The 22,590-nt window shown below is 62.5% G+C and carries 23 protein-coding genes; 13 read left to right on the forward strand and 10 right to left on the reverse strand.

The window, feature by feature from the left end; all coding sequences use genetic code 11:
• Nucleotides 1–31 precede the first annotated feature (31 nt).
• The gene (gene fliP / locus N0P34_RS08145) at nucleotides 32–727 is read right to left on the reverse strand and encodes a flagellar type III secretion system pore protein FliP (protein ID WP_275606944.1); all 696 of its coding nucleotides are present in this window, start codon (nucleotides 725–727) and stop codon (nucleotides 32–34) included.
• Between the two features lie 58 nt (nucleotides 728–785).
• Nucleotides 786–1,454 (reverse strand): flagellar biosynthetic protein FliO, encoded by a 669-nt coding sequence (locus tag N0P34_RS08150; protein WP_275606517.1) that lies wholly within the window; start codon nucleotides 1,452–1,454, stop codon nucleotides 786–788.
• 180 nt (nucleotides 1,455–1,634) lie between these two features.
• On the opposite strand from N0P34_RS08150, the gene N0P34_RS08155 reads away from it, so the two are divergent.
• From N0P34_RS08155 to flhB, 6 genes are all read left to right on the forward strand, one after another.
• The gene (locus N0P34_RS08155) at nucleotides 1,635–2,042 is read left to right on the forward strand and encodes a flagellar basal-body rod protein FlgB (protein WP_275606518.1); all 408 of its coding nucleotides are present in this window, start codon (nucleotides 1,635–1,637) and stop codon (nucleotides 2,040–2,042) included.
• Between the two features lie 12 nt (nucleotides 2,043–2,054).
• A complete protein-coding gene (gene flgC / locus N0P34_RS08160) occupies nucleotides 2,055–2,465 on the forward strand; it encodes a flagellar basal body rod protein FlgC (protein ID WP_275606519.1) in 411 nt (136 codons plus the stop codon).
• 17 nt (nucleotides 2,466–2,482) lie between these two features.
• Nucleotides 2,483–2,965: a flagellar hook-basal body complex protein FliE gene (locus N0P34_RS08165; protein ID WP_275606520.1), complete on the forward strand. Its 483-nt coding sequence runs from the start codon at nucleotides 2,483–2,485 to the stop codon at nucleotides 2,963–2,965.
• A gap of 129 nt (nucleotides 2,966–3,094) precedes the next feature.
• Nucleotides 3,095–3,361, forward strand: a complete 267-nt coding sequence (fliQ, locus tag N0P34_RS08170; protein ID WP_275606521.1) for a flagellar biosynthesis protein FliQ — start codon at nucleotides 3,095–3,097, stop codon at nucleotides 3,359–3,361.
• Entirely contained in the window at nucleotides 3,361–4,131 is a 771-nt protein-coding gene (gene fliR / locus N0P34_RS08175; RefSeq protein WP_275606522.1) for a flagellar biosynthetic protein FliR, read from the forward strand. The genes fliQ and fliR overlap by 1 nt, the downstream gene beginning before the upstream one ends.
• A 63-nt stretch (nucleotides 4,132–4,194) precedes the next feature.
• Nucleotides 4,195–5,268 (forward strand): flagellar biosynthesis protein FlhB, encoded by a 1,074-nt coding sequence (gene flhB, locus N0P34_RS08180; RefSeq protein WP_275606523.1) that lies wholly within the window; start codon nucleotides 4,195–4,197, stop codon nucleotides 5,266–5,268.
• Nucleotides 5,269–5,328: 60 nt separating this feature from the next.
• On the opposite strand, the gene N0P34_RS08185 is transcribed toward flhB, so the two are convergent.
• Nucleotides 5,329–5,868: an AAA family ATPase gene (locus N0P34_RS08185; RefSeq protein ID WP_275606524.1), complete on the reverse strand. Its 540-nt coding sequence runs from the start codon at nucleotides 5,866–5,868 to the stop codon at nucleotides 5,329–5,331.
• Between the two features lie 183 nt (nucleotides 5,869–6,051).
• Between N0P34_RS08185 and N0P34_RS08190 the strand changes: the two genes are divergently transcribed.
• Nucleotides 6,052–8,619, forward strand: a complete 2,568-nt coding sequence (locus N0P34_RS08190; RefSeq protein WP_275606525.1) for a PAS domain-containing sensor histidine kinase — start codon at nucleotides 6,052–6,054, stop codon at nucleotides 8,617–8,619.
• Nucleotides 8,620–8,662: 43 nt separating this feature from the next.
• The gene (locus N0P34_RS08195) at nucleotides 8,663–9,058 is read left to right on the forward strand and encodes a DUF2237 domain-containing protein (protein WP_275606526.1); all 396 of its coding nucleotides are present in this window, start codon (nucleotides 8,663–8,665) and stop codon (nucleotides 9,056–9,058) included.
• Between the two features lie 12 nt (nucleotides 9,059–9,070).
• Here the strand turns inward: N0P34_RS08195 and N0P34_RS08200 are convergent, their stop codons facing one another.
• Together N0P34_RS08200 and araD1 are read right to left on the reverse strand one after the other, a co-directional pair.
• The gene (locus N0P34_RS08200; protein WP_275606527.1) at nucleotides 9,071–10,081 is read right to left on the reverse strand and encodes an aldo/keto reductase; all 1,011 of its coding nucleotides are present in this window, start codon (nucleotides 10,079–10,081) and stop codon (nucleotides 9,071–9,073) included.
• A gap of 71 nt (nucleotides 10,082–10,152) precedes the next feature.
• Nucleotides 10,153–11,148: an AraD1 family protein gene (gene araD1, locus N0P34_RS08205; RefSeq protein ID WP_275606528.1), complete on the reverse strand. Its 996-nt coding sequence runs from the start codon at nucleotides 11,146–11,148 to the stop codon at nucleotides 10,153–10,155.
• Between the two features lie 280 nt (nucleotides 11,149–11,428).
• Here araD1 and recA point away from each other — a divergent pair, with 280 nt between their 5' ends.
• Both recA and alaS read left to right on the forward strand, forming a co-directional pair.
• Complete coding sequence (gene recA / locus N0P34_RS08210; RefSeq protein WP_275606529.1) at nucleotides 11,429–12,502, forward strand: recombinase RecA; 1,074 nt, start codon at nucleotides 11,429–11,431, stop codon at nucleotides 12,500–12,502.
• Between the two features lie 755 nt (nucleotides 12,503–13,257).
• Nucleotides 13,258–15,897, forward strand: a complete 2,640-nt coding sequence (gene alaS / locus N0P34_RS08215) for an alanine--tRNA ligase (protein WP_275606530.1) — start codon at nucleotides 13,258–13,260, stop codon at nucleotides 15,895–15,897.
• A gap of 105 nt (nucleotides 15,898–16,002) precedes the next feature.
• Here alaS and N0P34_RS08220 read toward each other — a convergent pair whose 3' ends face one another.
• From N0P34_RS08220 to N0P34_RS08240, 5 genes are all read right to left on the reverse strand, one after another.
• Nucleotides 16,003–16,887, reverse strand: a complete 885-nt coding sequence (locus N0P34_RS08220) for a DMT family transporter (protein ID WP_275606531.1) — start codon at nucleotides 16,885–16,887, stop codon at nucleotides 16,003–16,005.
• A gap of 76 nt (nucleotides 16,888–16,963) precedes the next feature.
• Nucleotides 16,964–17,962, reverse strand: coding sequence for a glycerophosphodiester phosphodiesterase family protein (locus tag N0P34_RS08225; RefSeq protein WP_275606532.1), 999 nt, complete (start codon nucleotides 17,960–17,962; stop codon nucleotides 16,964–16,966).
• A gap of 189 nt (nucleotides 17,963–18,151) precedes the next feature.
• Nucleotides 18,152–19,363 (reverse strand): NADP-dependent isocitrate dehydrogenase, encoded by a 1,212-nt coding sequence (locus tag N0P34_RS08230; protein ID WP_275606533.1) that lies wholly within the window; start codon nucleotides 19,361–19,363, stop codon nucleotides 18,152–18,154.
• A gap of 116 nt (nucleotides 19,364–19,479) precedes the next feature.
• A complete protein-coding gene (locus N0P34_RS08235; RefSeq protein ID WP_275606534.1) occupies nucleotides 19,480–19,812 on the reverse strand; it encodes a TfoX/Sxy family protein in 333 nt (110 codons plus the stop codon).
• On the reverse strand, nucleotides 19,809–20,162 hold the full coding sequence (locus N0P34_RS08240; RefSeq protein WP_275606535.1) for a GFA family protein: 354 nt from the start codon (nucleotides 20,160–20,162) through the stop codon (nucleotides 19,809–19,811). The genes N0P34_RS08235 and N0P34_RS08240 overlap by 4 nt, the downstream gene beginning before the upstream one ends.
• A 175-nt stretch (nucleotides 20,163–20,337) precedes the next feature.
• On the opposite strand from N0P34_RS08240, the gene N0P34_RS08245 reads away from it, so the two are divergent.
• The 3 genes from N0P34_RS08245 to N0P34_RS08255 all read left to right on the forward strand — a co-directional run bounded on the left by N0P34_RS08245 (nucleotide 20,338) and on the right by N0P34_RS08255 (nucleotide 22,555).
• On the forward strand, nucleotides 20,338–20,904 hold the full coding sequence (locus N0P34_RS08245) for a GNAT family protein (RefSeq protein WP_275606536.1): 567 nt from the start codon (nucleotides 20,338–20,340) through the stop codon (nucleotides 20,902–20,904).
• Between the two features lie 222 nt (nucleotides 20,905–21,126).
• Nucleotides 21,127–21,684 (forward strand): GNAT family protein, encoded by a 558-nt coding sequence (locus N0P34_RS08250; protein ID WP_275606537.1) that lies wholly within the window; start codon nucleotides 21,127–21,129, stop codon nucleotides 21,682–21,684.
• A gap of 58 nt (nucleotides 21,685–21,742) precedes the next feature.
• The gene (locus tag N0P34_RS08255) at nucleotides 21,743–22,555 is read left to right on the forward strand and encodes an RNA methyltransferase (protein ID WP_275606538.1); all 813 of its coding nucleotides are present in this window, start codon (nucleotides 21,743–21,745) and stop codon (nucleotides 22,553–22,555) included.
• Nucleotides 22,556–22,590 lie beyond the last annotated feature (35 nt).

Genomic DNA, 22,590 nt, shown 5'->3' on the forward strand with positions numbered 1-22,590 from the left:
GCAATGCCTTGGGTGTGGGTCGGTCGGGTCGCTATGTGTTGAAGCTGCGGACCAGCGAGCCCACAACCAGATACCAGCCGTCCACCAGCACGAAAAAGATCAGCTTGAAGGGCAGCGAGATCACCACGGGCGGCAACATCATCATACCCATCGACATCAGCACCGACGCCACCACCATGTCGATGATGACAAAGGGCAGGAACAGCAGGAAGCCGATCTCGAAGGCCCGTCGCAATTCCGAGATGAGGAAGGCGGGGATCAGCAGCTGGAGCGGAATGGCTTCCGGTTCGGCCGGGATTTCGGCCTCCGTGAGGTCGTAAAAGAGCTGCAGATCCTGTTGGCGCACGTTGAAGCGCATGAATTCGTGCAGCGGCGCCGCCGTCAGCTCGAAAGCCTCGGCGAATTCGATCTCATTGGCCATGAGCGGGGCGATGCCCTGGTCATAGCTCTGCTGCAGCGTGGGCTGCATGATGAAAAAGGTCAGGAACAGCGCCAGCGACATCATCACCGAGTTGGGCGGTGCGGTCTGCAGGCCGATGGCCGTGCGCAGGAGCGACAGGACCACCACGATCCGGGTGAAGCTGGTGACCATCACCAGGATCGACGGCGCCAGGGATAGGACCGTGATCAGGCCGATGAGCTGGACCGCGCGGTCGACCAGCGCGGTGTCGTCGCCGAAACCGATGGAGAGGTCCTGTGCGTGGGCAACGCCAGCGGCGCCCAGCATGACCAGCCCGGTGAGGCCGACAATCAGGAGCGCCCGCTGGCCGGGGATCTGGAAGAACCTAGTTGCTCTTGGCTTCGGTGTGCTTGTTCTGGTCAAGGCCGAGCCCTTCATTGGCCTGTTCTGCTTCGATCTCTTTAGCTGAGTCGATTGCCGGGTCGGGCGAAATGTCAGGCTTATACCCGTCTGCTGCCGATTCCGGCGGGCTTACGGGGCGGAGCAGGCCGGTGTGGCGCAGGGATCGGGGGGCAGAGCCGTCCTTCGGTTTGGCGTCGCGCAGGCGGTCGAGATTGGCCGATGGGCCGGCCGCGACGGCCGATGCGGGTACGATCGCTGGCTTGGACTCGCCGGGCTTGGAATCGGTTGCGACAGGGCCGGGGCGTCGATTGCCCATGAAGGGCACCGGGCGGCGCGTCGGCTGCACGGCGGGCGGCTCTTCGACCGCGATCCCGGTCTCGATCACCAGATCCTGCGGTCCGCCGGTCAGAATCAGATGTTCGACATTGTCGCGGCGGATCACGAGCAATTGCCGCTTCTGGTCCACGACGAGGCTATCCACGATGGCCAGGCGCCGGTTCCGACCGCGCGGACCGTTGGTCGTCACCTTGAAGATCAGCTTGAGCAGCCAGACGCCGAGCACGATGAGAACGATGACGGCGCCGAGGGCGAAGAGGGCGGTAAGGTATGTATTGCCGCCGTCTCCACCGAAAAGGCTGGTGATGAACTGCACCTAAGAAGTCTCCTGTGTAGATAGCCAGCGAATCCGCGCTGGCACTTTCTGCCCACCCAAATCAGCCAATTTTGCATTTTGCGAGGCAAGGTGGGTCAGTCTTACCGGGTGATTAACTGTTCGTTAACCCTAAATGGGCAGGATTTGCCTATACCAAATTGGACTCGGGAACGCCTCGTTATGGGCATTATGGATCTGCCGGTTTTCGCGGCGCTGACGGACAAGATGCGCTGGCATCAGGCGCGTCAAGGCCTGCTGGCCGAAAACGTGGCCAATGCTGACAATCCCGGCTTCCGGGGGCGCGACCTCAAGCAGTACAATTTTTCTGATCGGGTCGATCAGGTGAAGCCGCCTTCAGTGGCGACCTTCGTCACCCAGCCCAGGCATTTCAGTACCTCGCTCGGCGGCAATTCCAATTTCGCCGACCAGAAAATGGTCAATTTCGAGGTCACGCCCGGCGGCAATGGCATCACGCTCGAAGACGAGATGATGAAGGTCACCACCAATCTGATGGACTATCAGGCCGCCACCAACATCTACCAGAAATCGGTCCGCATCCTGCGTACCGCCATGGGCAAGTCGGCGTAAGGACAGGCAAAAATGGATTTCAGCTCCTCCATCCGCATCGCAGCCACCGGGCTCCATGCACAATCGGCCCGCATGCGCGTTATCGCGGAAAACATTGCCAACGCCGATTCCACCGCGACGACCGCCGACGGCGACCCCTACCGCCGCCGGGTGCCCACCTTCCTGACCACCTTCAACAACGAGATCGGCGGACGCACGGTCAAGATGGGCAAGGTGGCGCTGGATAATACTGAATTCAGCCCCCGCTACGAGCCCGGCCATCCAGCGGCCGACGCCAATGGCTATGTGCAATATCCCAACGTCAACACACTGATCGAGACGATGGATATGCGCGAAGCCCAGCGCAGCTACGAAGCAAACCTTAATGTGGTCTCGATCAGCCGCCAGATGCTCGGGCAAACGCTCGACATCTTACGCGGCTGACAATCTAGGAGCGTCCAATGGCTTCCACCCCCTTCAATATCGCGGCTGCTGCCTATGGCAATGCCAGCCGCCTGTCTGTCAAATCTGACATCGAGACCGCAGCCAGCTCCGTTGCCTCCGGTCCGAACTTCGCTCAGATGCTGGCCCAAAGCGTGCAGGGTGTGGTGGAGAGCCGCTCCGCCGATCCGATGAGCATTGCCATGGTCGGCGACGCCGCCAGCCTGATGCTGCAGCAGGCCGCCATGCCGGGCGCGCAGCTTGGCACCGCGCCGGCGCAGCAGGGCAATGACTTCGCACAGATTCTGGCCCAGAGCGTGCAGGGTGTGGTCGACAGCGGCCGCGCCTCCGAAAAGATGTCGATGGACATGGTCAACGGCAAGGCCAATGTCGTCGATATGGTCACGGCCCTCAGTCAGACCGAAATGGCCATTGAGAGCATCGTCACCATCCGTGACCGCGTCATCGCCTCCTATGAGGAAATCATGCGCATGCCGATCTGATCGGCATTGCATGTCGATGTGGTCGGCGTGAATTGATTGGGGCTGCGGCATCGCAGCCCACAATTGCCTGCTCAAGGGCGCGGGGAATCAGCTACCATTGCCGCATCAACCGCGGCGGAGGCGGTAGGAATGACCGGCGCCGAAGTTCTCGACATTGCCAGCCAGGGCATCTGGACACTGATCATCGTGTCCCTGCCCATGATGCTCGTCGGCCTGCTGGTCGGCGTCGTGATCGCGCTTTTCCAGGCCCTGACGCAGATCCAGGAAATGACCCTGGTGTTCGTCCCCAAGATCATCGCCATCTTCGTCACCATGCTGATCGCGCTGCCCTTCATGGGGTCGATGCTCTCGGCCTATATGATGCGCGTGGTCGATATGATCATCGTCGGCGGGTAATGCTCAATCTGAGCCTCGACTGGGGCCCGGCCGCCGCTTTCGTCTACATGATGCTGTTCGCGCGTATCGGCGCCATGCTGATGCTCATGCCGGCGCTGGGCGAGCAGTCCATTCCCATGCGGCTGCGCCTCACCTTCGCGCTGCTCCTCACGCTCGTGCTCTATCCGCTGCTGTCCGGCCTCATTCCCGCCCGGCCGCAGAGCCTTGGCGGTCTGATCGAGCTGCTTTTCCACGAGCTTGCGGTCGGCATCATCATCGGCGCCATCATTCGCATCACCGTCATGGCCACCCAGGTCGCGGGCGCCATCGTCGCCTTCCAGGCCGGCCTCAGCGGTGCCATGGCGGCCGATCCGACCCAGCAGGGCATGCAGAGCGCGGTCTTTGCCAGCTTCCTGTCCTTTCTCGGCATTACCCTGATCTTTGCCACCGATCTGCATCATGTGGCGCTGGCGGCGATCTATGACAGCTATTCGGTGTTCACGCCGACCGCGCCGATCATGTCGGAAGATGCCCTGCAATTGGTGCTGCGCACCGTGGCGAGCGCTTTCAGCATCGGCATCCAGATGTCGGCGCCGTTCATCGTCTTCGGCCTCGTCTTCAACCTCGGGGCGGGTATCCTCGCGCGCCTCATGCCGCAATTGCAGGTCTATTTCATTCTCATGCCCGCCAATATCATGGCCGGGCTGGTTCTCTTCGGCCTGCTCCTCGTCATGATGATGGGGTGGTATCTCACGGCCTTCGAAAACCATCTTGCGATGTGGCGGGGCTAGCCATGTCATTCCTCCACGTCAGGGGCTGTTCCGGATGCGATGCAGGACTGAGGGCGATGCCCGATGTCTGACGCACCCGACAAGGACAGCAAGACAGAAGACCCCTCCCAGAAAAAACTGGAGGATGCGCTCAAGAAGGGCGACGTCGCCAAGAGCCAGGAAGTGACGACCTGGTTCATGCTGGTCGGCACCGCCATTGTCCTCTCTGCCGTGGCGCCGTGGATGGCCGGCCAGATCAGCGCGTCCCTGCAATTGGTGCTCATGAACGCCGATCAGTTCGACGTCGATGGCTCAGGCTTTGCCGGCTTCGTCACGGGTCTGGGCCTGTCGCTTATCGGCGTCGTGCTGGCGCCCCTGGCAGTGCTCTATGCCTGTGGCCTCGCGGCCAATCTCGTACAGCACCGGCCCCTCATGTCGACCGAGCCGATCACCCCGAAATTCTCCAAGGTGTCGCCGCTGGCGGGGGCCAAGCGCCTGTTTTCCATCGATGCGCTCATCAATTTCGGCAAGGGCCTGATCAAGATCAGCGTCGTCGGCATCGTCGTCTTCATGGTCGCCTGGCCGGAACGCGACCGGCTGGACACGATGATGACGGCCGACCCGATCATGATCCTGCTCGACGTGCAGGAGATGGCGGTCAAGATCATCACCGCGGTGCTGATCGTCGTCACCTTCATTGCCGGTGCCGATTTTCTCTATGTCCGCCAGAAATGGTGGAAGCGGCAGATGATGACGGTTCAGGAAACGCGCGACGAATACAAGCAGATGGAAGGTGACCCTCACGTTAAGGGTCGTATCCGTCAGCTGCGCCAGGAAAAGGCGCGCAAGCGCATGATGTCGGCCGTGCCCGATTCCACTGTCGTCATCACCAATCCGACCCACTTTGCCGTGGCGCTCAAATACGAAAAGAACATGCCGGCGCCGATCTGCGTGGCCAAGGGCGTCGATGCCGTGGCCCTGCGCATCAGGGCGGTCGCCAAGGACAACGATGTGCCGATCATCGAAAATCCGCCTCTGGCGCGCGCGCTCTTTGCCTCGGTCGATGTCGACCAGATCATTCCGGCCGACCACTACAAGGCCGTTGCCGAAATCATCGGCTTCGTCATGCGCCTCAAGAAGTCGAGCTGGCGCGCCTAGGGCGTTTCCAGCAGGCGTGGAACCGGTCTTGTGGCTAGGAAATGCAACAAAAACAATCGCTTATGGCAATTTCGTCACGCCCAGAATGCCCAGCACGAAGTCTGCGCGCTCCGATACCGGCGTTTTCGGAATGACCACCAGCTCATAACCCAGTGCGGCATAGTCCCGCTGCAGCCGCTCATATTCGACGATCGCCTCGGCGAGGCCATGGCGGCGCTCCGGGTCGGTCACATAGATTTCCGCCCAGGGCGGCACCATGAAGACCCGGCCGTGGTAGCGATGCGCTTGGCCGAGGGTAGACAGCCAGGGCTCCCCCGTCATTTCCGTCAGCGCCGAAGCCGCGTCCACGAGCCCGCGGTCGAAAAAGACGAGGCCGGGTCCGGACTTGCCGTCCCGGTCCGCCAACGCCATGGCAATGGCCCTGCGGATGAACGCCTCCGGATTCACCCAGGGCAGGGCATTGCCATTGGCCGCCAGTTCGGCGGCGACGATGCGGCGTCCAGGCTCTTCGACGACGGCGTGACCCCGGCGCGCCAGTTCGGCGAGCAATGTCGATTTGCCCCCGCTTGAACAGCCTGAAATCACGACGAAATTTTCCATTTCCCTCACACTCCGCCTCAAACTTCGGGCTGGCGGCAAAATCAGCCTCCGCCGGGCATGGCCGGATCGTCAATTCGCCCGTACTAATGTTGAAAACCGCCTTCGCACTCCCATGTGCGCGGCCCATTTGATAGACCTTGTATGTCCCGATTCGGGTCACATCTCGTGCTGGAGCGTTTCCTCATGGCCACAACGCCACTTGGCGAGGGCAGCTACCCCGATCCGGTTCTGGCATCGTCGCGCAGTGGCGCCGGATTGTGGCGGGTTGTGGCACTGGGCGTCTTCCTCGTGGCCATGGCCGCAGGCTTTGCCATGTTCGGCGACCGTATTCCCGCTGAGCTGGTGATGACCTTTGTGGGCATCCTCGCCGTGGCCGGGGTGTTTTTCATGTTCGGCATCGCCGCGGGCCTGTTCCGGTTTTCCGGGGCCGAAGAGCGGCGAACCATCGCCAATGCCGTCATCGACAGCGCCGGGCGCGGCATCGTCGTGGCCGATCGCGACGGCAAGATTTCCTATGTGAACTCCAGCTATGGCGCTTTTCCGAGCGCGTTGCACAATGGCCTGCCGGTCAGCGTTCCGCGCCTGTTTGCCGGCCATGCCGATGCCAGTGAGGCCATCTATCGCCTGGTGCGCGCGGCAAAGGATGGTCGCAGCGCGGCGGAGAATATTCGCATCCTGGGCGGCCTTGGCGGCGCGGCAGACGATTCGGCGCGCGCCTATTGGTACAAGGTGACGGTGCGGCCGCTGCCGGAGACTGAGGACGCGCACAAGCCCATGGTCGCCTGGACCATCGAGGACATGACGCGCGACCGCGAGAGCAATGAAACCGCTTTCCGCGACCTGCAGCGTGCCATCGACTATCTGGATCATTCGCCCTCCGGCTTCTTTTCCGCCGACGCCCAGGGACGCATTCAATATCTCAACTCCACCCTGGCCGACTGGCTGGGCTACGACCTCGCCGAGTTCAATGCCGGCCATCTGCGCCTCGAGGACGTGGTGCGCGGGGACGGCTCCTCGCTCCTCATGCGCGGCCGGCGCGATGGCGAAATCCGCACCGAGATCATCGATATCGACCTCGTGCGTCGCAATGGCACGACGCTGCCCGTGCGCCTCCTGCACCGCGCGGCCCGCCTCGCCGATGGCGAGCTGGGCGAGACGCGTACGCTCGTGCTCGACATGTCGAGCGCGCCTGACACCGAAGAAGAGCTGCGCGCCGCCGAAGTGCGGTTTTCGCGCTTTTTCAACGACACGCCCTTCGCCATCGCCACGCTCGACAGCGCAGGCAGGGTGGTCCGCACAAATGCGCCGTTCGGGCGCATTTTTCATTGGTCGGGCGAGGAAGAAAGCGTCGAACAGCAGCCGCTGCGCGACCTCATCGGCGAAGGCAGCCGCGAAAAGCTCGACAAGGCCATCGCCGCCGCCATGGCGCGCCAATCCGAGGTCGAGCCCGTCGATGCGCTGCTGAGCGCGGCAGGCGACCATGCGGTGCGCCTCTATATCTCCGCGTCCGAAAGCAGCGCCGGCTCGCCCGAGCAGGTCAATGTCTACGCCCTCGACATGACTGACCAGCGCAAGCTCGAAGCCCAGTTCGCCCAGAGCCAGAAGATGCAGGCCGTCGGCCAGCTTGCCGGCGGCGTCGCCCACGATTTCAACAATCTGCTGACCGCCATTATCGGCTTCTCCGATCTTCTGCTGCTCAAGCACAAGCCGGGCGATCCGTCCTTTAACGAGCTCATGCAGATCAAGCAGAACGCCAATCGCGCTGCCGGTCTCACCCGCCAGCTCCTGGCCTTCTCGCGCCGCCAGACCCTGCGCCCGCAAGTGCTCGAATTGCCGCTGATCGTCGATGACCTCACGGTCCTCCTCAAGCGCATGATCGGCGAGAAGAACCACCTCTCCGTCGAGCATGGCCGCAATATCTGGCCGGTCCGCGCCGATGTCGTGCAGCTCGAACAGGTCATCATCAACCTCGTGGTCAATGCGCGCGACGCCATGCCCGATGGCGGCTCGATCACGGTGCGCACCAGCAATATCACCGAGGCCGAGGCGGCGAGCCTGCGCTTTGACGGGCTGGTGCCGGCCGACTACGTGCTGATCGACGTCGAGGATACCGGCACGGGCATGAGCCCGGAAGTGCTGCAGAAGATCTTCGAGCCCTTCTTCACCACCAAGGAATTGGGCAAGGGCACGGGCCTCGGGCTCTCGACCGTCTACGGAATCGTCAAGCAGACCGAAGGCTTCATCTATCCGGTCTCGGTCCTCGGCGAAGGCACAACCTTCAAGATCTTCCTGCCCCGCTATGTGCCCACCGAAGCCGAGCTCACCGCCAAGATTGCCGCGGCAACCGCTCCGGCCAAGGATCTGACCGGCAATGAGCGCATCCTGCTTGTCGAAGACGAAGAGAGCGTGCGCGCCTTCTCCGCCCGGGCCCTGCGCACCACCGGCTACAAGGTCTATGAGGCCGAAGGCGGCGACGAGGCCATCGAGGTGCTCGAAGAGATCGACTACAAGGTCGATCTCGTCATCTCCGACGTCGTCATGCCCGAGATGGATGGCCCGACGCTGCTCAAGCACATCCGCGAAAAAATGCCCGATCTCAAGGTCATCTTCGTGTCGGGCTATGCCGAGGAAAGCGTCCGCCGCGACATTTCCGACGACCAGAGCGTCGATTTCCTGCCAAAACCCTATTCGCTCGACCAGATCAATTCCAAGGTCAAGGAAGTGCTGCGACGGATCGACAAACCGGAATGATCGGCACCCCGGATGCCTGTCTCGATAGCCTGAAGGACTGACGATGACCGCTCATCCACGATTTGAGGGCGCCGCCGAACGCAATGTGCTGGGCGAGCCGCTGCAGCCCTGTTCGGACAATCCGCTCACCGGGTTTTATCGGTCCGGCTATTGCGCTGCGGGCCCCGACAATGCCGCCGTCCACCTCGTTTGCATCGAAGCCACGGACGCGTTCCTCGCCTATTCGGCCAGCGTCGGGAACGACCTTTTGACCCCGCGGCCGGAGTTCGGTTTTCCCGGTCTCGTCGCAGGCAATCGCTGGTGCCTCGTGGCGGGCAGATGGATGCAGGCGCATGAGGCGGGCCATGCGCCCCGTGTCTATCTGCACGCCACTAACCAGAACGTCCTGGGACTGGTTCCGCTTGAAATCCTCAAGACTTACGCGCTCGACCTCAACTAGTGAATCCGGGCCTTAGCCCGCAATCGGCGTCCCTTCGGCAAGCAGCCCCTTGTCCATCAGCGCCGCCCACAGTCCATCGGGGATTGTGACGTCCCACCAGGCCAATATCCCGTCCAGTTCCTCGCTCGAGCGGGGGCCGGGCAAGACGGTGCACACCGCCGGATGGGCCAGCGGGAACTGCAGCGCCGCCGCCGGCAGCGGCACGTCGAACTCCCGACACACGGCCGCGAGCGCCCGCACCTTGGCCACCACGGCCTCAGGCGCCCGCGCATAGTCAAAGCGGTCGCCCCCGGCCAGAATGCCGGAATTGAACGGTCCGCCCACGACCACCGATGCCCCGCGTTCGACGCAGGTGCTGAGAAACGGCGTCAGCGAAGTCTGCTCGAGCAGCGTATAGCGTCCGGCGAGCAGGAACACGTCCCAGTCCCCCAGCGCGAATGCATCCATCAGCACCTGCCATTCATTGACGCCAAGCCCGATCGCGTTGACCAGTCCCGCGTCTCGCAACTCGCGCAGCGCCTTGTACCCGCCGCCTGCCAATTGCTGCCACAGCGGCTTGTTGCCCTCCACCCCATGGGTGACGACGCCGATATCGTGGACATAGAGCATGTCGATCTTTTCGAGCCCCAGCCGCTGCAGGCTGTCCTCGAACGAGCGCATCACCCCGTCATAGGAATAGTCATAGACCTCGCGGAACGGCAGCGGGTCGATCCATTCGTCGCGCGGCCAGTCCTGCCCATGCACCGGCCGCAGCAGCCGGCCCACCTTGGTGGAGAGAACCACGCCCTCGCGCTTTTCGCGCAGCACATCGCCGACGAGATGCTCGGAGCGGCCAAACCCGTAATGGGGCGCGGTATCGACATAATTGATGCCGAGATCGGTGGCGTGGCGCACCAGCGCCCGCGCCTCGTCGGCCGGAACGGCATTGTAGTTCCCGGCCAGCGACGCCCCGCCCAGGCCCAATGTCGTGACCGTGAGGTCCGTGCGGCCAACAGGCCGTTTGTCGAAGCTGCGCGCACTCATTTGCCGTGTCTCCCCACCGGGCAAATAACTGACATGTTAGTTCCCCGGCGTAAAGCGCGCGCGCTTCTGTTCTAATACAGCCCGTTGATCAACACCGGCTTCTCGCTCTCGACGCGCACCGGATTGCGCAGTTTCAGCCCGAACTGGGCTTCCTCGATCTCGAAGATATCGTCCTGCCGGGTCGAAATCCCGTCGGCAAAGCTCAGCGTCGCCGTGCCGAACATATGCACATGCACATCGCCCGGCTGGCGGAACAGCTCATATTTGAAATGGTGATATTCGAGATTGGCGATGGTGTGGCTCATATTGTCCTCGCCGGAGAGGAACGGCTTTTCCCAGATCACCTGGCCGTCGCGAATGATGCGCGATGTGCCCTCGATATGGCTCGGCAGATCGCCGACCCGCAGCTCCGGCCCGAACGAGCAGGCGCGCAGTTTTGAGTGCGCGAGGAAGAGATAGTTGATGCGCTCGGTCACGTGGTCGGAAAATTCATTGGCCAGCGCAAAGCCGAGCCGGCGCGGCTGGCCATGATTGTCGATGACGTAGATGCCGGCGATTTCCGGCTCTTCGCCGGCGTCGAGCGCGAAGGCGGGCGAGGGGATGGGGTGGCCTGGATTGGCGACGATATTGCCATTGCCCTTGTAGAACCATTCCGGCTGCACGCCGCGCTGGCCGGAAGTGGGCTTGCCCCCCTCGAGCCCCATGCGGAACATTTTCATGCTGTCGGTCAGCTCGGCTGCGGGCTTTTCGCCATTGGCCTTGTGCATGGCGTCGCGCGTCGCGGCGGAGCCGAGATGGGTCAGCCCGGTGCCGGTCACGTGCAGATGCGCCTTGTCCGGATGATCGATCGGCGCCAGCAGCCGTCCTTCGGCCAGAAGGGCCGCCTTGTCGATGGCCGCGCCCAGTCCGCGCTGGTCGACTATGCCCGAGAGACCTTCCGCGGACGCGATGGCGGCCAGCGCCAGTTCATAGACCGTGCTTGATCCTTCGACGCGGCGCGTTTCACCATTGCGGGTCACCCCGACGGCGCGCGCGCCATTGTCGTCAAAAAACTGAATAAGATGCATGGTCAGAAATCCTCGTCCCTTTTGCCCCAGCGTCGGGCCCGCGCATAAAACGCAAGAGCTCGCGGCCTGTCCAGTCAAAAATCATACTTATGATGAAGCCGCGGCGCGCCGGATGGAATCACGGCCGGACGAAGACTGTGGGATAAGCGGGATGTTCTGGTTTTGTCTCTTGACAGGACTGAAACAAAATGAGAACAAATGCAGCACGGGTGCAAAACAAGGCTCTCTCATCCCAGCGCGTTTGCGCAGCCTTCGAGAGCGTGAAATAAGGAGAGAAATCATGGCTAGCTCGCCGCTTCGCGTTGTTGAAGGTGGATCAATGGATAAGGATAAGGCTCTCGCTGCGGCGCTGAGCCAGATCGAACGCAATTTCGGCAAGGGCTCGATCATGCGCCTCGGAGAGGCAGCGTCGATCGAAGTGGAGTCTATCTCCACCGGCTCGCTCGGCCTCGATATTGCGCTGGGTATTGGTGGGTTGCCAAAGGGCCGCATCGTCGAGATCTTCGGGCCTGAAAGCTCGGGCAAGACGACGCTGGCGCTGCACGTCATTGCGGAGGCGCAGCGCAAGGGCGGCATCTGCGCCTTTGTCGACGCCGAGCATGCTCTCGACCCCGTCTATGCCCGCAAGCTGGGTGTCAATGTCGATGACCTCCTGATCTCCCAGCCCGACGCGGGCGAACAGGCCCTCGAAATCACCGATACGCTGGTGCGTTCCGGCGCCATCGACGTGCTCGTTGTCGACTCGGTTGCGGCCCTTACGCCGCGCGCCGAACTCGAAGGCGAAATGGGCGATTCTCTGCCCGGTCTCCAGGCCCGCCTGATGAGCCAGGCCATGCGCAAGCTGACCTCGTCGATCTCCAAGTCGAAGTGTCTGGTCATCTTCATCAACCAGATCCGCATGAAGATCGGCGTCATGTACGGCTCGCCCGAAACCACCACGGGCGGCAATGCGCTGAAGTTCTACGCCTCGGTTCGCCTCGATATTCGCCGCATCGGCGCGCTCAAGGATCGCGAAGAGATCGTGGGCAACCAGACGCGCGTCAAAGTGGTCAAGAACAAGCTTGCCCCGCCGTTCCGTCAGGTCGAATTCGACATCATGTATGGCGAAGGCATTTCCAAGACCGGTGAATTGCTCGATCTGGGCGTCAAGTCCGGCATCGTCGACAAGTCCGGCGCCTGGTTCTCCTGGGAAAGCCAGCGTCTGGGGCAGGGGCGTGAGAATGCCCGCCAGTTCCTCAAGGACAATCCGGAAATTGCCGCCACCATCGAGCAGGGTGTGCGCGAGAGTTCGGGCCTGCTCGGCGAAGTTCTCCTCGTTGCCGGCGGCGAGGACGATTCCGGCAGCGACGAATAATTCTCCTCCGCCTCCCATGCAGGACTTCGACCCCCGCCCAAAAGCGGGGGTCTTTTTGTTTGTCAGGGCCGCACCTTGCTCAATGGAACGGCGCTATCAATGGAACGGCGCGCTTCCCTCGGGCTTGACCCGAGGGCCACGACGCGAGCCCCAATACCGGCAATAGGCCCTGGGACAGAGCCCCTCGGGTCAAGCCCGAGGGGAGCCCCGTGCGCGCGAAGCGAATGCACGCACACTTTGGCCCCAACTTCTCCCCACCCACCGGCCCACCTCCCTCCCCCTCGCGGGGAGGGATCGAGGGTGGGGGGCGGACAGCCCCGACGCCCCAATCTCCACGCCAATTGCGGCCCAGCACTGCCCGTCCAATCCCCATGTCATCCCCGCGAAAGCGGGGACCTCCGCTCAACAGGGGTTCCCGCTTTCGCGGGAATGACATCGCAGAAAATTGCCCCACCCACCGGCCCGCCTCCCTCCCCCTCGCGGGGAGGGATCGAGGGTGGGGGGCGGACAGTCCCGATGTCACATTCCGCCCACCAACTTCACCTCAGCGCTGCCCGTCCAATCCGCTCCCGATCCACCCCAAATGCCCCTTGTTCCCCTCCCACACCGCCCGGAGCGCCCTCAAACCCGCTGGCCCCGCCACTTTCCCCCATGCCAGCCTGCTGCAATGCTGGACATTCCGGTTCACTGCACGATAAAAAGCCACGATTTTCTTCAAGGGCGCGCTCGTGCCCGTTCCGCATGAAAGCTAGTTGATGACCAGCGTAAACGATCTCCGTTCGAGCTTTGTCGATTACTTTGCCCGTAACGGCCATGAAGCCGTGGCATCCAGCCCGCTTGTGCCGCGCAACGATCCGACGCTGATGTTCACCAATGCGGGCATGGTGCAGTTCAAGAACGTCTTCACCGGCGTCGAGAAGCGCCCCTATTCCACGGCGACGACCGCGCAGAAATGCGTGCGCGCCGGCGGCAAGCACAATGATCTCGACAATGTCGGGTTCACCGCGCGCCACCACACCTTCTTTGAAATGCTGGGCAATTTCTCCTTCGGTGACTATTTCAAGCCCGAAGCGATCGAGCTGGCCTGGACCCTTCTTACTAAGGACTGGGGCTTGTCGAAGGACCGTCTCATGGTCACCGTCTATGAGGACGATGACGAGGCGCTCGAACTCTGGAAGAAGATTGCCGGCATTTCCGAGGATCGCATCGTGCGGCTCGGCGCCAAGTCCAATTTCTGGCAGATGGGCGATACCGGTCCCTGCGGCCCGTGCTCGGAAATCTTCTACGATCACGGCGACAAGGTCTGGGGCGGCCCTCCGGGTTCTCCCGATGAAGACGGCGATCGCTGGATCGAGATCTGGAACCTGGTCTTCATGCAGTTCGAGCAGCATGCCGATGGTTCGCGCACCGGCCTGCCGCGTCCGTCCATCGATACCGGCATGGGCCTTGAGCGCGTTGCCGCCGTCATGCAGGGCGTCCACGATAATTATGACATCGATCTGTTCAAGGCGTTGATCTCGGCTGCCGCCAACGTCACCAATGCCGACGTCAACGGCCCGGGCAACCGCTCGCTCCGCGTCATCGCCGACCATCTTCGTTCGATGAGCTTCCTCATTGCCGAAGGCGTGCTGCCCTCCAATGAAGGCCGCGGCTATGTGCTGCGCCGCATCATGCGTCGCGCCATGCGCCACGCGACGCTGCTCGGCTCGAGCGAGCCGACGATCTACAAGCTCGTCCCGACCCTGGTGCGCGAGATGGGCCAGGCCTATCCCGAGCTCAGCCGTGGCGAAGCCATGATCGCCGAAACCGTCCGCCTCGAGGAGGGCCGGTTCCTCAAGACGCTCGGCCGTGGCCTGCAGATCCTCGAGGCTGAAACCTCCAGCCTCGGCGAGGGCGACGTGCTGGCCGGCGCCACGGCGTTCAAGCTCTACGACACCTATGGTTTCCCGCTCGACCTGACCCAGGATGCCCTGCGCTCGCGCTCGATCACTGTCGACCAGGCCGGCTTTGACGCCGCCATGGCCCAGCAAAAAGCCGAGGCCCGCAAGAACTGGGCTGGTTCGGGCGAAGCGGCCACCGACACCGTATGGTACGGCCTCTCCGACAAGCTCGGCCCCACCGAATTCCTCGGCTATGAAACCGAGACCGCCGAAGCCGAGATCAAGGCGCTCTTGGTCGACGGCACCGAGGTCGACGCCATTGCTGCCGGTCAGGAAGGCATCGTCATCGTCAACCAGACCCCGTTCTATGGCGAGAGCGGCGGCCAGGTGGGCGACACGGGCGTCATCAAGGGCGAAGGCGTCAGCGCCGCAGTCCTCGATACCGGCAAGCATCACGGCGTCTTCGCCCACAAGGTCAAGGTCACCGAAGGCAGCTTCAAGCTTGGCCAGGCCGTCGAGCTGATCGTCGATCACGATCGTCGTTCCGCCATTCGCGCCAACCACTCGGCAACACACCTCCTCCACGAAGCCCTGCGCCTCGTGCTCGGCGACCACGTCGCCCAGAAGGGCTCGATGGTGTCCGCCGATCGCCTGCGCTTCGATTTCGTGCACACCAAGCCCGTCACCCCGCAGGAGCTGGCCGAAGTCGAAGATATCGCGAACGCCATCATCCTTCAGAACACCCCGGTCGAAACCCGCCTGATGGGCGTGGAAGAAGCCAAGGAGTCTGGTGCGCGGGCTCTCTTCGGCGAAAAATACGGCGACGAAGTCCGCGTCGTCTCCATGGGCGAGCCGACCGGCAATGGGCTTGGCTGGTCGGTCGAGCTTTGCGGCGGCACCCATGTCCGTCGCACCGGCGATATCGGTCTCGTCTCCGTCGTCGCCGAAAGCTCGGTCGCCGGTGGCGTGCGCCGCATCGAGGCGCTCACCGGCAAGGCCGCCCGTCATCGCGGCAATGACAGCACCAATATCGTGGCTTCGGCCGCGAGCATCCTCCGCTCCGGTACGCATGAAGTGCTCGAACGCATCGAGGCCCTGCAGAACCAGCTCAAGAGCGCCGAAAAGGCTCTCAGCGATGCCCGCCAGAAGCTGGCGCTCGGCGGCGGCGGCGCCAATGGCGCGGCCTCCGAGACCGTCAATGGCGTCACCTTTGTCGGCCGCGTCGTCGAAGGCGTTGCTGCCAAGGACATCAAGTCCGTGGTCGACGCTGAAAAGAAGCGCATCGGCTCGGGCGTCGTCGTCATGGTGCTCAAGGGCGAAGACGGCAAGGGCACGGTCGCCATCGGCGTCACCGACGATCTCACCGGCAAATATGCCGCCGGCACGCTCATCAAGTCGGCAACGGCTGCGCTGGGCGGGCAGGGTGGTGGCGGTCGTCCGGACATGGCACAGGGCGGCGGTCCGGATGGCTCGAAGGCCGAGGACGCCATCGCCGCGATCCGCGCCCTCATCTAGGTTCGGATAGTCCAAGTGCAAACGCCCCGTCAGTGACGGGGCGTTTCGCGTTTGGGTAATCTCGATGCTAGCAGTCTGCTAACGAATTCGCGCCGAAATGCGAAACTAGAGACCGGCGCGGAAGAAGAAGATTCGCGGCTTCCAGCGGATCGGCCGCTTCTCGCTGAGCACGTTGAGAACGCCCGAAGCGACGACCACGAACATGCCGGCGACCGCCACCCAGTCCGGAAATTCGCCAAAGAATGCGGCGCCGAAGACGATCGCCCAGATCAGCTGGCTATACTGCACCGGCGCGATGAGATTGGCCGGCGTGCGCCTGGTGGCGGAGATGATCAGCAGGCCGCCAATCCCGCCCAGGAGGCCGATGGCGAGGAAGATCGCGAACTGCTCCAGGGTGGGCATGACGAAGCTCGGGATCATCAGCAAGCCATTGATAATGCCTGAATAAAGCACCTGCAGGCCGACAAGGCTGACGCGCCGTTCCCGCGGCGCGACATGGCGAAGGATGATGGTGGTGAAGGCGCCGAGCATGGAGCTGAACACCAGGATATAGTGGCCCAGTTGCAATTCGCGCATACCCGGGCGGATCACCAGGATCACGCCCATGAAGCTGACGAACAGCAAAAACCAGCGCAGGGCCGTGACATTTTCCTTGAGCAGCAGCACGCAGAGCAGCGTCACGAAGATCGGCGTCGTGAAGGCGATGGCATAGACATCAGCGAACGGAATATGGGTAAACGCGTACATCACACAGCCCGTGGCGGTGATGGCCGTGGCGCATCGGGCATGGACCAGCCAGGGGTGATGCAGCTTGTACATATCCCGCCAGCGCTCACCCCGCTTGTGGATCATGAGCGGGATGATGGAGAAGCTCGTGGTGAAAAAAGCTATTTCGAACACCGACATAGTCGGGCCCACGGCCTTGATCAGCGCATCGGCAAAGGAGAAAACGGCATAGCCGACAAAGGCCAGAATGACGCCGGTCGGCATCGCAATATCCAGGAAAAATGGGGCAGGGCCCGCGAAAATACGCCTCTACCATACCAGAGGCTTTATGACTTTGTGGTTACGGTGCCGGCGTGATTTGCGCAAGGGGCAAAGCTTTGAGAGCGGGTCCGACAAGCTCGATCCGGTTGGTCCAGACATAGCCCTGGAAGCCCTCCGGGATCTGGTCGATCATTTCGAGATCATCGAGCCCCGCAGTGCCGGGATCGCCTGCTCCATAGGGGCCGAGCAGGATCACCTCGCTCCCGGCATCGGCGAAGCGTTGCAGCAAGAGGTTGGGCCAGCCCCAGAGGAACGGCGCGGCGTTGATCGGGATCATCACCTTGGTATTGCTGCAGCTTTCCGGAACTATCCCCATCCACCCAAGCAGCTCGTATTGTATGAGGCAATCGACGAGCCCGCGCCGCGACCACACATTGAGCCCCTCGATCTGTTCGGCTGCGCGATAGGTCGGCTCGTCGCCCCCATAGGCGCCCCAGATGGCATTTCGCCACTCGGGGTGATCCGCGAGGAGCGCTGCCAGCATGTCGCCCTCGCGCGCCTCGCGGCTCTTGAAATTGACGAGGAAACGCTTGTCGGGAAAAGCCGCCAGCACCTCCCGCAATTCCGGCATTTGCCCTATGCCCTTGCCGCGAAAGGGGAATGTTGCGCCGCCATCGGCGGTGTAGCCATAACCGATATCGAGGGCCTTGAGGTCCGCGAGGCTATGGCCCCGGGTTTCGCCGCTCCCTTCGGTCCGACATTCGAGGGTCCAGTCATGTATCACGGCAAAATAGCCGTCCGTGGTCGGATGCACGTCGAGTTCGACGATATCGGCTCCGGATTGGAAGGCGGCGTCCATCGAGGGCAGGGTGTTTTCCAGTAGGCCATGCCGCGGCGCATCGATGCGCTCGGCCGTGCAGGTGTCGCTTTCAAGGCCGTCGCGGTGATAGGTCTGGTGCACGCCACGATGGGCGATCAGCTGCGGTCCGTCACCGGACGGCGGTGCCACACGCCAGCTGGAGTTGAACAGATAGATCCCGCCCAGGATCAGTGCCGGCACCAGCAGCCGCTTCTTCATCTCAGCATTCCCCCCCACATCCCTCGCCCCTGCATGAGCAGGCACTGGGGCAATAATGCGTCAAATCCTTCTCGATAATGAATATTTCGCTCAACGCCTTGAGCTCTCAGGTCGAACCCTGCGGGCGTCGGCCACAAACAGAAAGGCCGGGGATCGACCCCGGCCTTTCCAATCCTATGCAGCCTTGGCTTACGCCATGGCCTTCTGCAGGTTCTGGTCGATGGCGTCGAGGAAGCCCAGGGTCGACAGCCACGGCTGATCCGGGCCGACGAGCAGGCTGAGGTCCTTGGTCATCTTGCCTTCTTCGATGGTGTCGACAACGACCTTCTCGAGGGTCAGCGCGAACTTTGCGAGCTCGGCATTGTCATCGAGCTTGGCGCGGTGCGCGAGGCCACGGGTCCAGGCGAAGATCGACGCGGTCGAGTTCGTCGAGGTTTCCTTGCCCTGCTGGTGCTGGCGGTAGTGACGGGTCACGGTGCCGTGGGCAGCTTCAGCTTCAACGATCTTGCCATCTGGCGTGGCCAGGACCGAAGTCATCAGGCCGAGCGAGCCAAAGCCCTGCGCCACGATGTCGGACTGCACGTCGCCATCATAGTTCTTGCAAGCCCAGACATAACCGCCGGACCATTTGAGGGCCGAAGCGACCATGTCGTCGATCAGGCGATGCTCGTACCAGATCTTGGCTTCTTCGAACTTCTGCTTGAATTCGGCTTCGTAGATCTCCTGGAAGATATCCTTGAAGCGACCGTCATAGGCCTTGAGGATGGTGTTCTTGGTGGAGAGGTACACCGGCACGCCGCGGGCAAGGCCGTAGTTGAAGCTCGAATAGGCGAAGTCGCGGATCGAGTCGTCGAGGTTGTACATGGCCATGGCCACGCCAGCGCCGGGGGCCTGGAACACTTCGTGCTCGATGACGGTGCCGTCTTCGCCCGCGAACTTGATCGTCAGCGTGCCCTTGCCGGGGAAGGTGAAGTCGGTCGCGCGGTACTGGTCGCCGAAGGCGTGACGGCCGACGATGATCGGCTGGGTCCAGCCGGGAACGAGGCGCGGCACGTTCTTGCAGATGATGGGTTCGCGGAAGATCACGCCGCCCAGGATGTTGCGGATGGTGCCGTTGGGCGACTTCCACATCTTCTTGAGGCCGAATTCTTCGACGCGCTGCTCATCGGGGGTGATGGTGGCGCATTTGATGCCGACGCCGTGCTTCTTGATGGCGTTGGCGGCGTCGATGGTCACCTGGTCGTTGGTGGCATCGCGGTTTTCGACGCTGAGATCGTAATATTCGATGTCGAGGTCGAGATAGGGATGGATGAGCTTGTCCTTGATTGCCTGCCAGATGATGCGGGTCATCTCGTCGCCGTCGAGGTCGACCACCGGGTTGGCGACTTTGATTTTGCTCATGGAACAGCTCCCTAGATTGCTTGTGTCGGCCCCTCGGCCAGCGTCGGATGCCCCTATAGCATCGCCAGCGAAAAGCGCAAACGCGCGCACGGCATGGGGGCTTGCCCAGTCAGTGCCTATTGGGGCGGCAGGGTATCGACAAAGCGGCGCGCCCGCTCGATCCAGGCCGCCAGCCCGTCATCGTCCTCGACGAGATCGCCGGTGACGATAGCAAAGCCGGCCATGGTCTTGTCACCCATGGTCATGGGGGCCGCGCCGCGCTCGAGCGCCTCGGCCATGCCGTCCTTGCCGACCCGCACCATCAGCGTTCCGTCCTTGAGCGGGCAGACCAGCATATTGCCGTTGAGCATGAAGGCGATGCCTCCAAACATTCTCTTCTCGCGCACCAAGGCATGGGGCGGCAGCAACGCCCTGACGCGGTCGGCCAGTTCTTCGCGAGCAAGGCTCATGACCTGTCCACTCCCCGATAGGTGTCGTGGCGCGGCAGATGGTCGGCGATCAGATCCCAGGCCAGATGGCTGCGTGCAAAAATCAGCTGGTTGGGCTCGAACCAGTCGTTCTGGCCTGCGAAAAGGCCGGCAGGCAGGATGCGCATCCCCGGCGCACGCGAACTGAAGGCGCAGATCGTCGTGCCGCATTCAGGGCAGAAATGACGCGTGAAACTGGCGCCGGAGGCCGCGGTGCGCGAGATGGTCTTGGTCGCCCCGGCAATGCCGACGCTGTCGGCTGCGACAAGCACGACCGAGGAATGGCCGCTGCCGCTCACCTTCTGGCAATTCACGCAAGCGCATTGAAACATGGAAAGAATCCGTCCCTTCACCGACAGGGTGATGGCGCCGCAATCGCAACTGGCGGACAAGTCGAGTTCTGGATAATGCTGGCCTGACATTGGAGCAGGCTGGCACGGGGTGCACAGTCGCGCAAGCGGCTTGCCATGCACATGCGGCCCGGAGATTATGAGGCGGGGGAGTGCGATGGCGCCAAGACCGCAATATCCGATAGAGACCGAACGACTGAGGCTGCGGCCGTTTACCCGCGGCGATGTCGATGACGTCTTCTCCTATCGCAGTCTCGAGGAGGTCGCGCGGTACTTGTTCGACCCGCCACTGAGCCGGGAAGAATGCGCCCTTGCGGTGCAGCAGCGCACAACCCAGACCGGCGTCGAAGACGATGGCGACCGGGTCATTCTCGCCGTCGAAAGCCGCGATGGCGGCCCTGTCATTGGCGAGGTGTCGCTGATCCTGCGCTCGAGAGATGCCCGCCAGGGGGAACTGGGATGGATTTTTCACCCCCAATCCCAGGGTCGGGGATTAGCCTTTGAGGCCGCCCAGGCAATGCTGTCCCTGGCATTCGGCGTCGTCGAACTGCACCGGGTGTTTGCGCGCTGCGACGCCCTTAACGAGCCTTCATGGCGCCTGATGGAGCGTCTGGGCATGCGGCGTGAAGCGCATTTTCGTGAACACGGCCTGTTCAAAGGGCGCTGGGACGAAGAATTCATCTATGCTATCCTCGCTCGCGAATGGGCGAAGCAGGTTCTCTAGTTTCCCCTTCGGTGCATTTCATGAGTGTTGTTGGTGGCCCCGCGGCGATGCAGATCGTCCGGTTGCGCTGCTATAAGCCCTGAAGTTCGTCGTTCAAATCTGTCAATGATCACAGGAACTTCGGGCAACCAGCCGCGTTATTGGCGTAAGCGTCTTTGGCTTTGCGGAGGGACCGTAGCGATCATGTCGAGCTTTAGCCTGAATACGAAAACCGATCGTCTGTTGCTCAGACCATTTCAGCGCTCTGATGTTGCCGCTGTCGCGCGCTATCATACGCTGCCCAGCGTACAGCGCTATGTCGTGCGGCCAACGCGTTATCCCGAGGAAGTCGCCGGCGCCGTCGATATCATGTGTGGCCATACGGCGTTGCAGCGCCCGGGCGACACGATCAGCGCGGCGATTGTGCGCCAGGTCGAGCAGGACCTCATCGGTCAGGTGAGCCTGCATTGGTCCGACGCCACGGCAAGCCAGGGCGAAGTTCGGTTCGTCATCGACCCTGCCCGCGCGGGAAATGGTTATCTCTCCGAAGCGCTTTCGGCTCTCTTCGATGTCGCCTTCGGGCATTTCCGCATCCATCGCCTTTTCGTGAAATGCGAAGGCCGCAATCATCACACCGTCAAGCTGATGCAAAAGCTCGGCATGCGGCTCGAGGCGCATTATCGCGAGCACGCCCTCTTCCAGGGCGAATGGGACGAAGAGCTGCATTTCGCCATTCTTGATCGCGAATGGCAGGCCTCGTCCAAGGTCCGCCCGCTGCCGCTACGGGGCCGCGTCGCCTGAATTGCCCCGCGCGGGCAATTAGGTTATGCCGCCCTCCAGATTTACTGGATGGCGGCAAATGGCAGGCACAGATACCTCCCTTCCCATAACGCTGGCCCCCGGGCCGGCCATTATCTTGTGCGAACCGCAATTGGGCGAGAATATCGGCTCGGCGGCGCGCGCCATGGCCAATTTCGGACTGTGGGATTTGCGGCTTGTGCGCCCGCGCGATGGCTGGCCCAATGAAAAGGCGGTGGCCGCCGCATCGCGCGCCGACCATGTGCTGGAGCGCGTTCGCGTGTTCGAGACGCTCGAAGACGCCATTTCCGATCTGACCCTGATCTATGCCACCACTGCGCGGTCGCGCGACATGCAGAAGGAAGTGCTGGGGCCGGAAGAAGCTTCGGCCAATATGGCAAGCCATGTCCATGCGGGCAGGGGCGTGGGCCTGCTCTTCGGACGCGAGCGCTGGGGCCTGCTCAATGACGAAGTGGCCATGGCAGACGCCATTGTCACCCTGCCGGTCGAGCCTGCCTTTGCGTCGCTGAATATCGCCCAGGCGGTGTTGCTGATGGCCTATGAATGGCGTCGCCAGAGCGAAACGGGCAAGGCGCTGCCCTTTTCGGACGGTCTCGATGAAACGGCACCCCGCCAGGACCTGATTGGCCTGTTCGAACATCTCGAAGGCGTGCTCGACCAGTCCGGTTTTTTCACCACGCCCGACAAGCGTCCGAGTATGGTCAATAACCTCCGCACGGCGCTCACCCGGGGTCGGTTCACCGCTCAGGAGATCCGCACCCTGCGCGGCGTCATCTCCTCGATCGATCGTCGCCACGAGCGGCCCAATCCCAATCGGCAGAAGCCGCAAAAGCCGGATCAGCCCAAAGACTAGTCGGCTTGCGTACGGTTTGAGCCGTTTCCGCCTTT

Origin of the sequence: Devosia sp. FJ2-5-3, assembly GCF_029201545.1 — a bacterium.
In the GTDB taxonomy this organism is placed as follows: Bacteria; Pseudomonadota; Alphaproteobacteria; order Rhizobiales; family Devosiaceae; genus Devosia.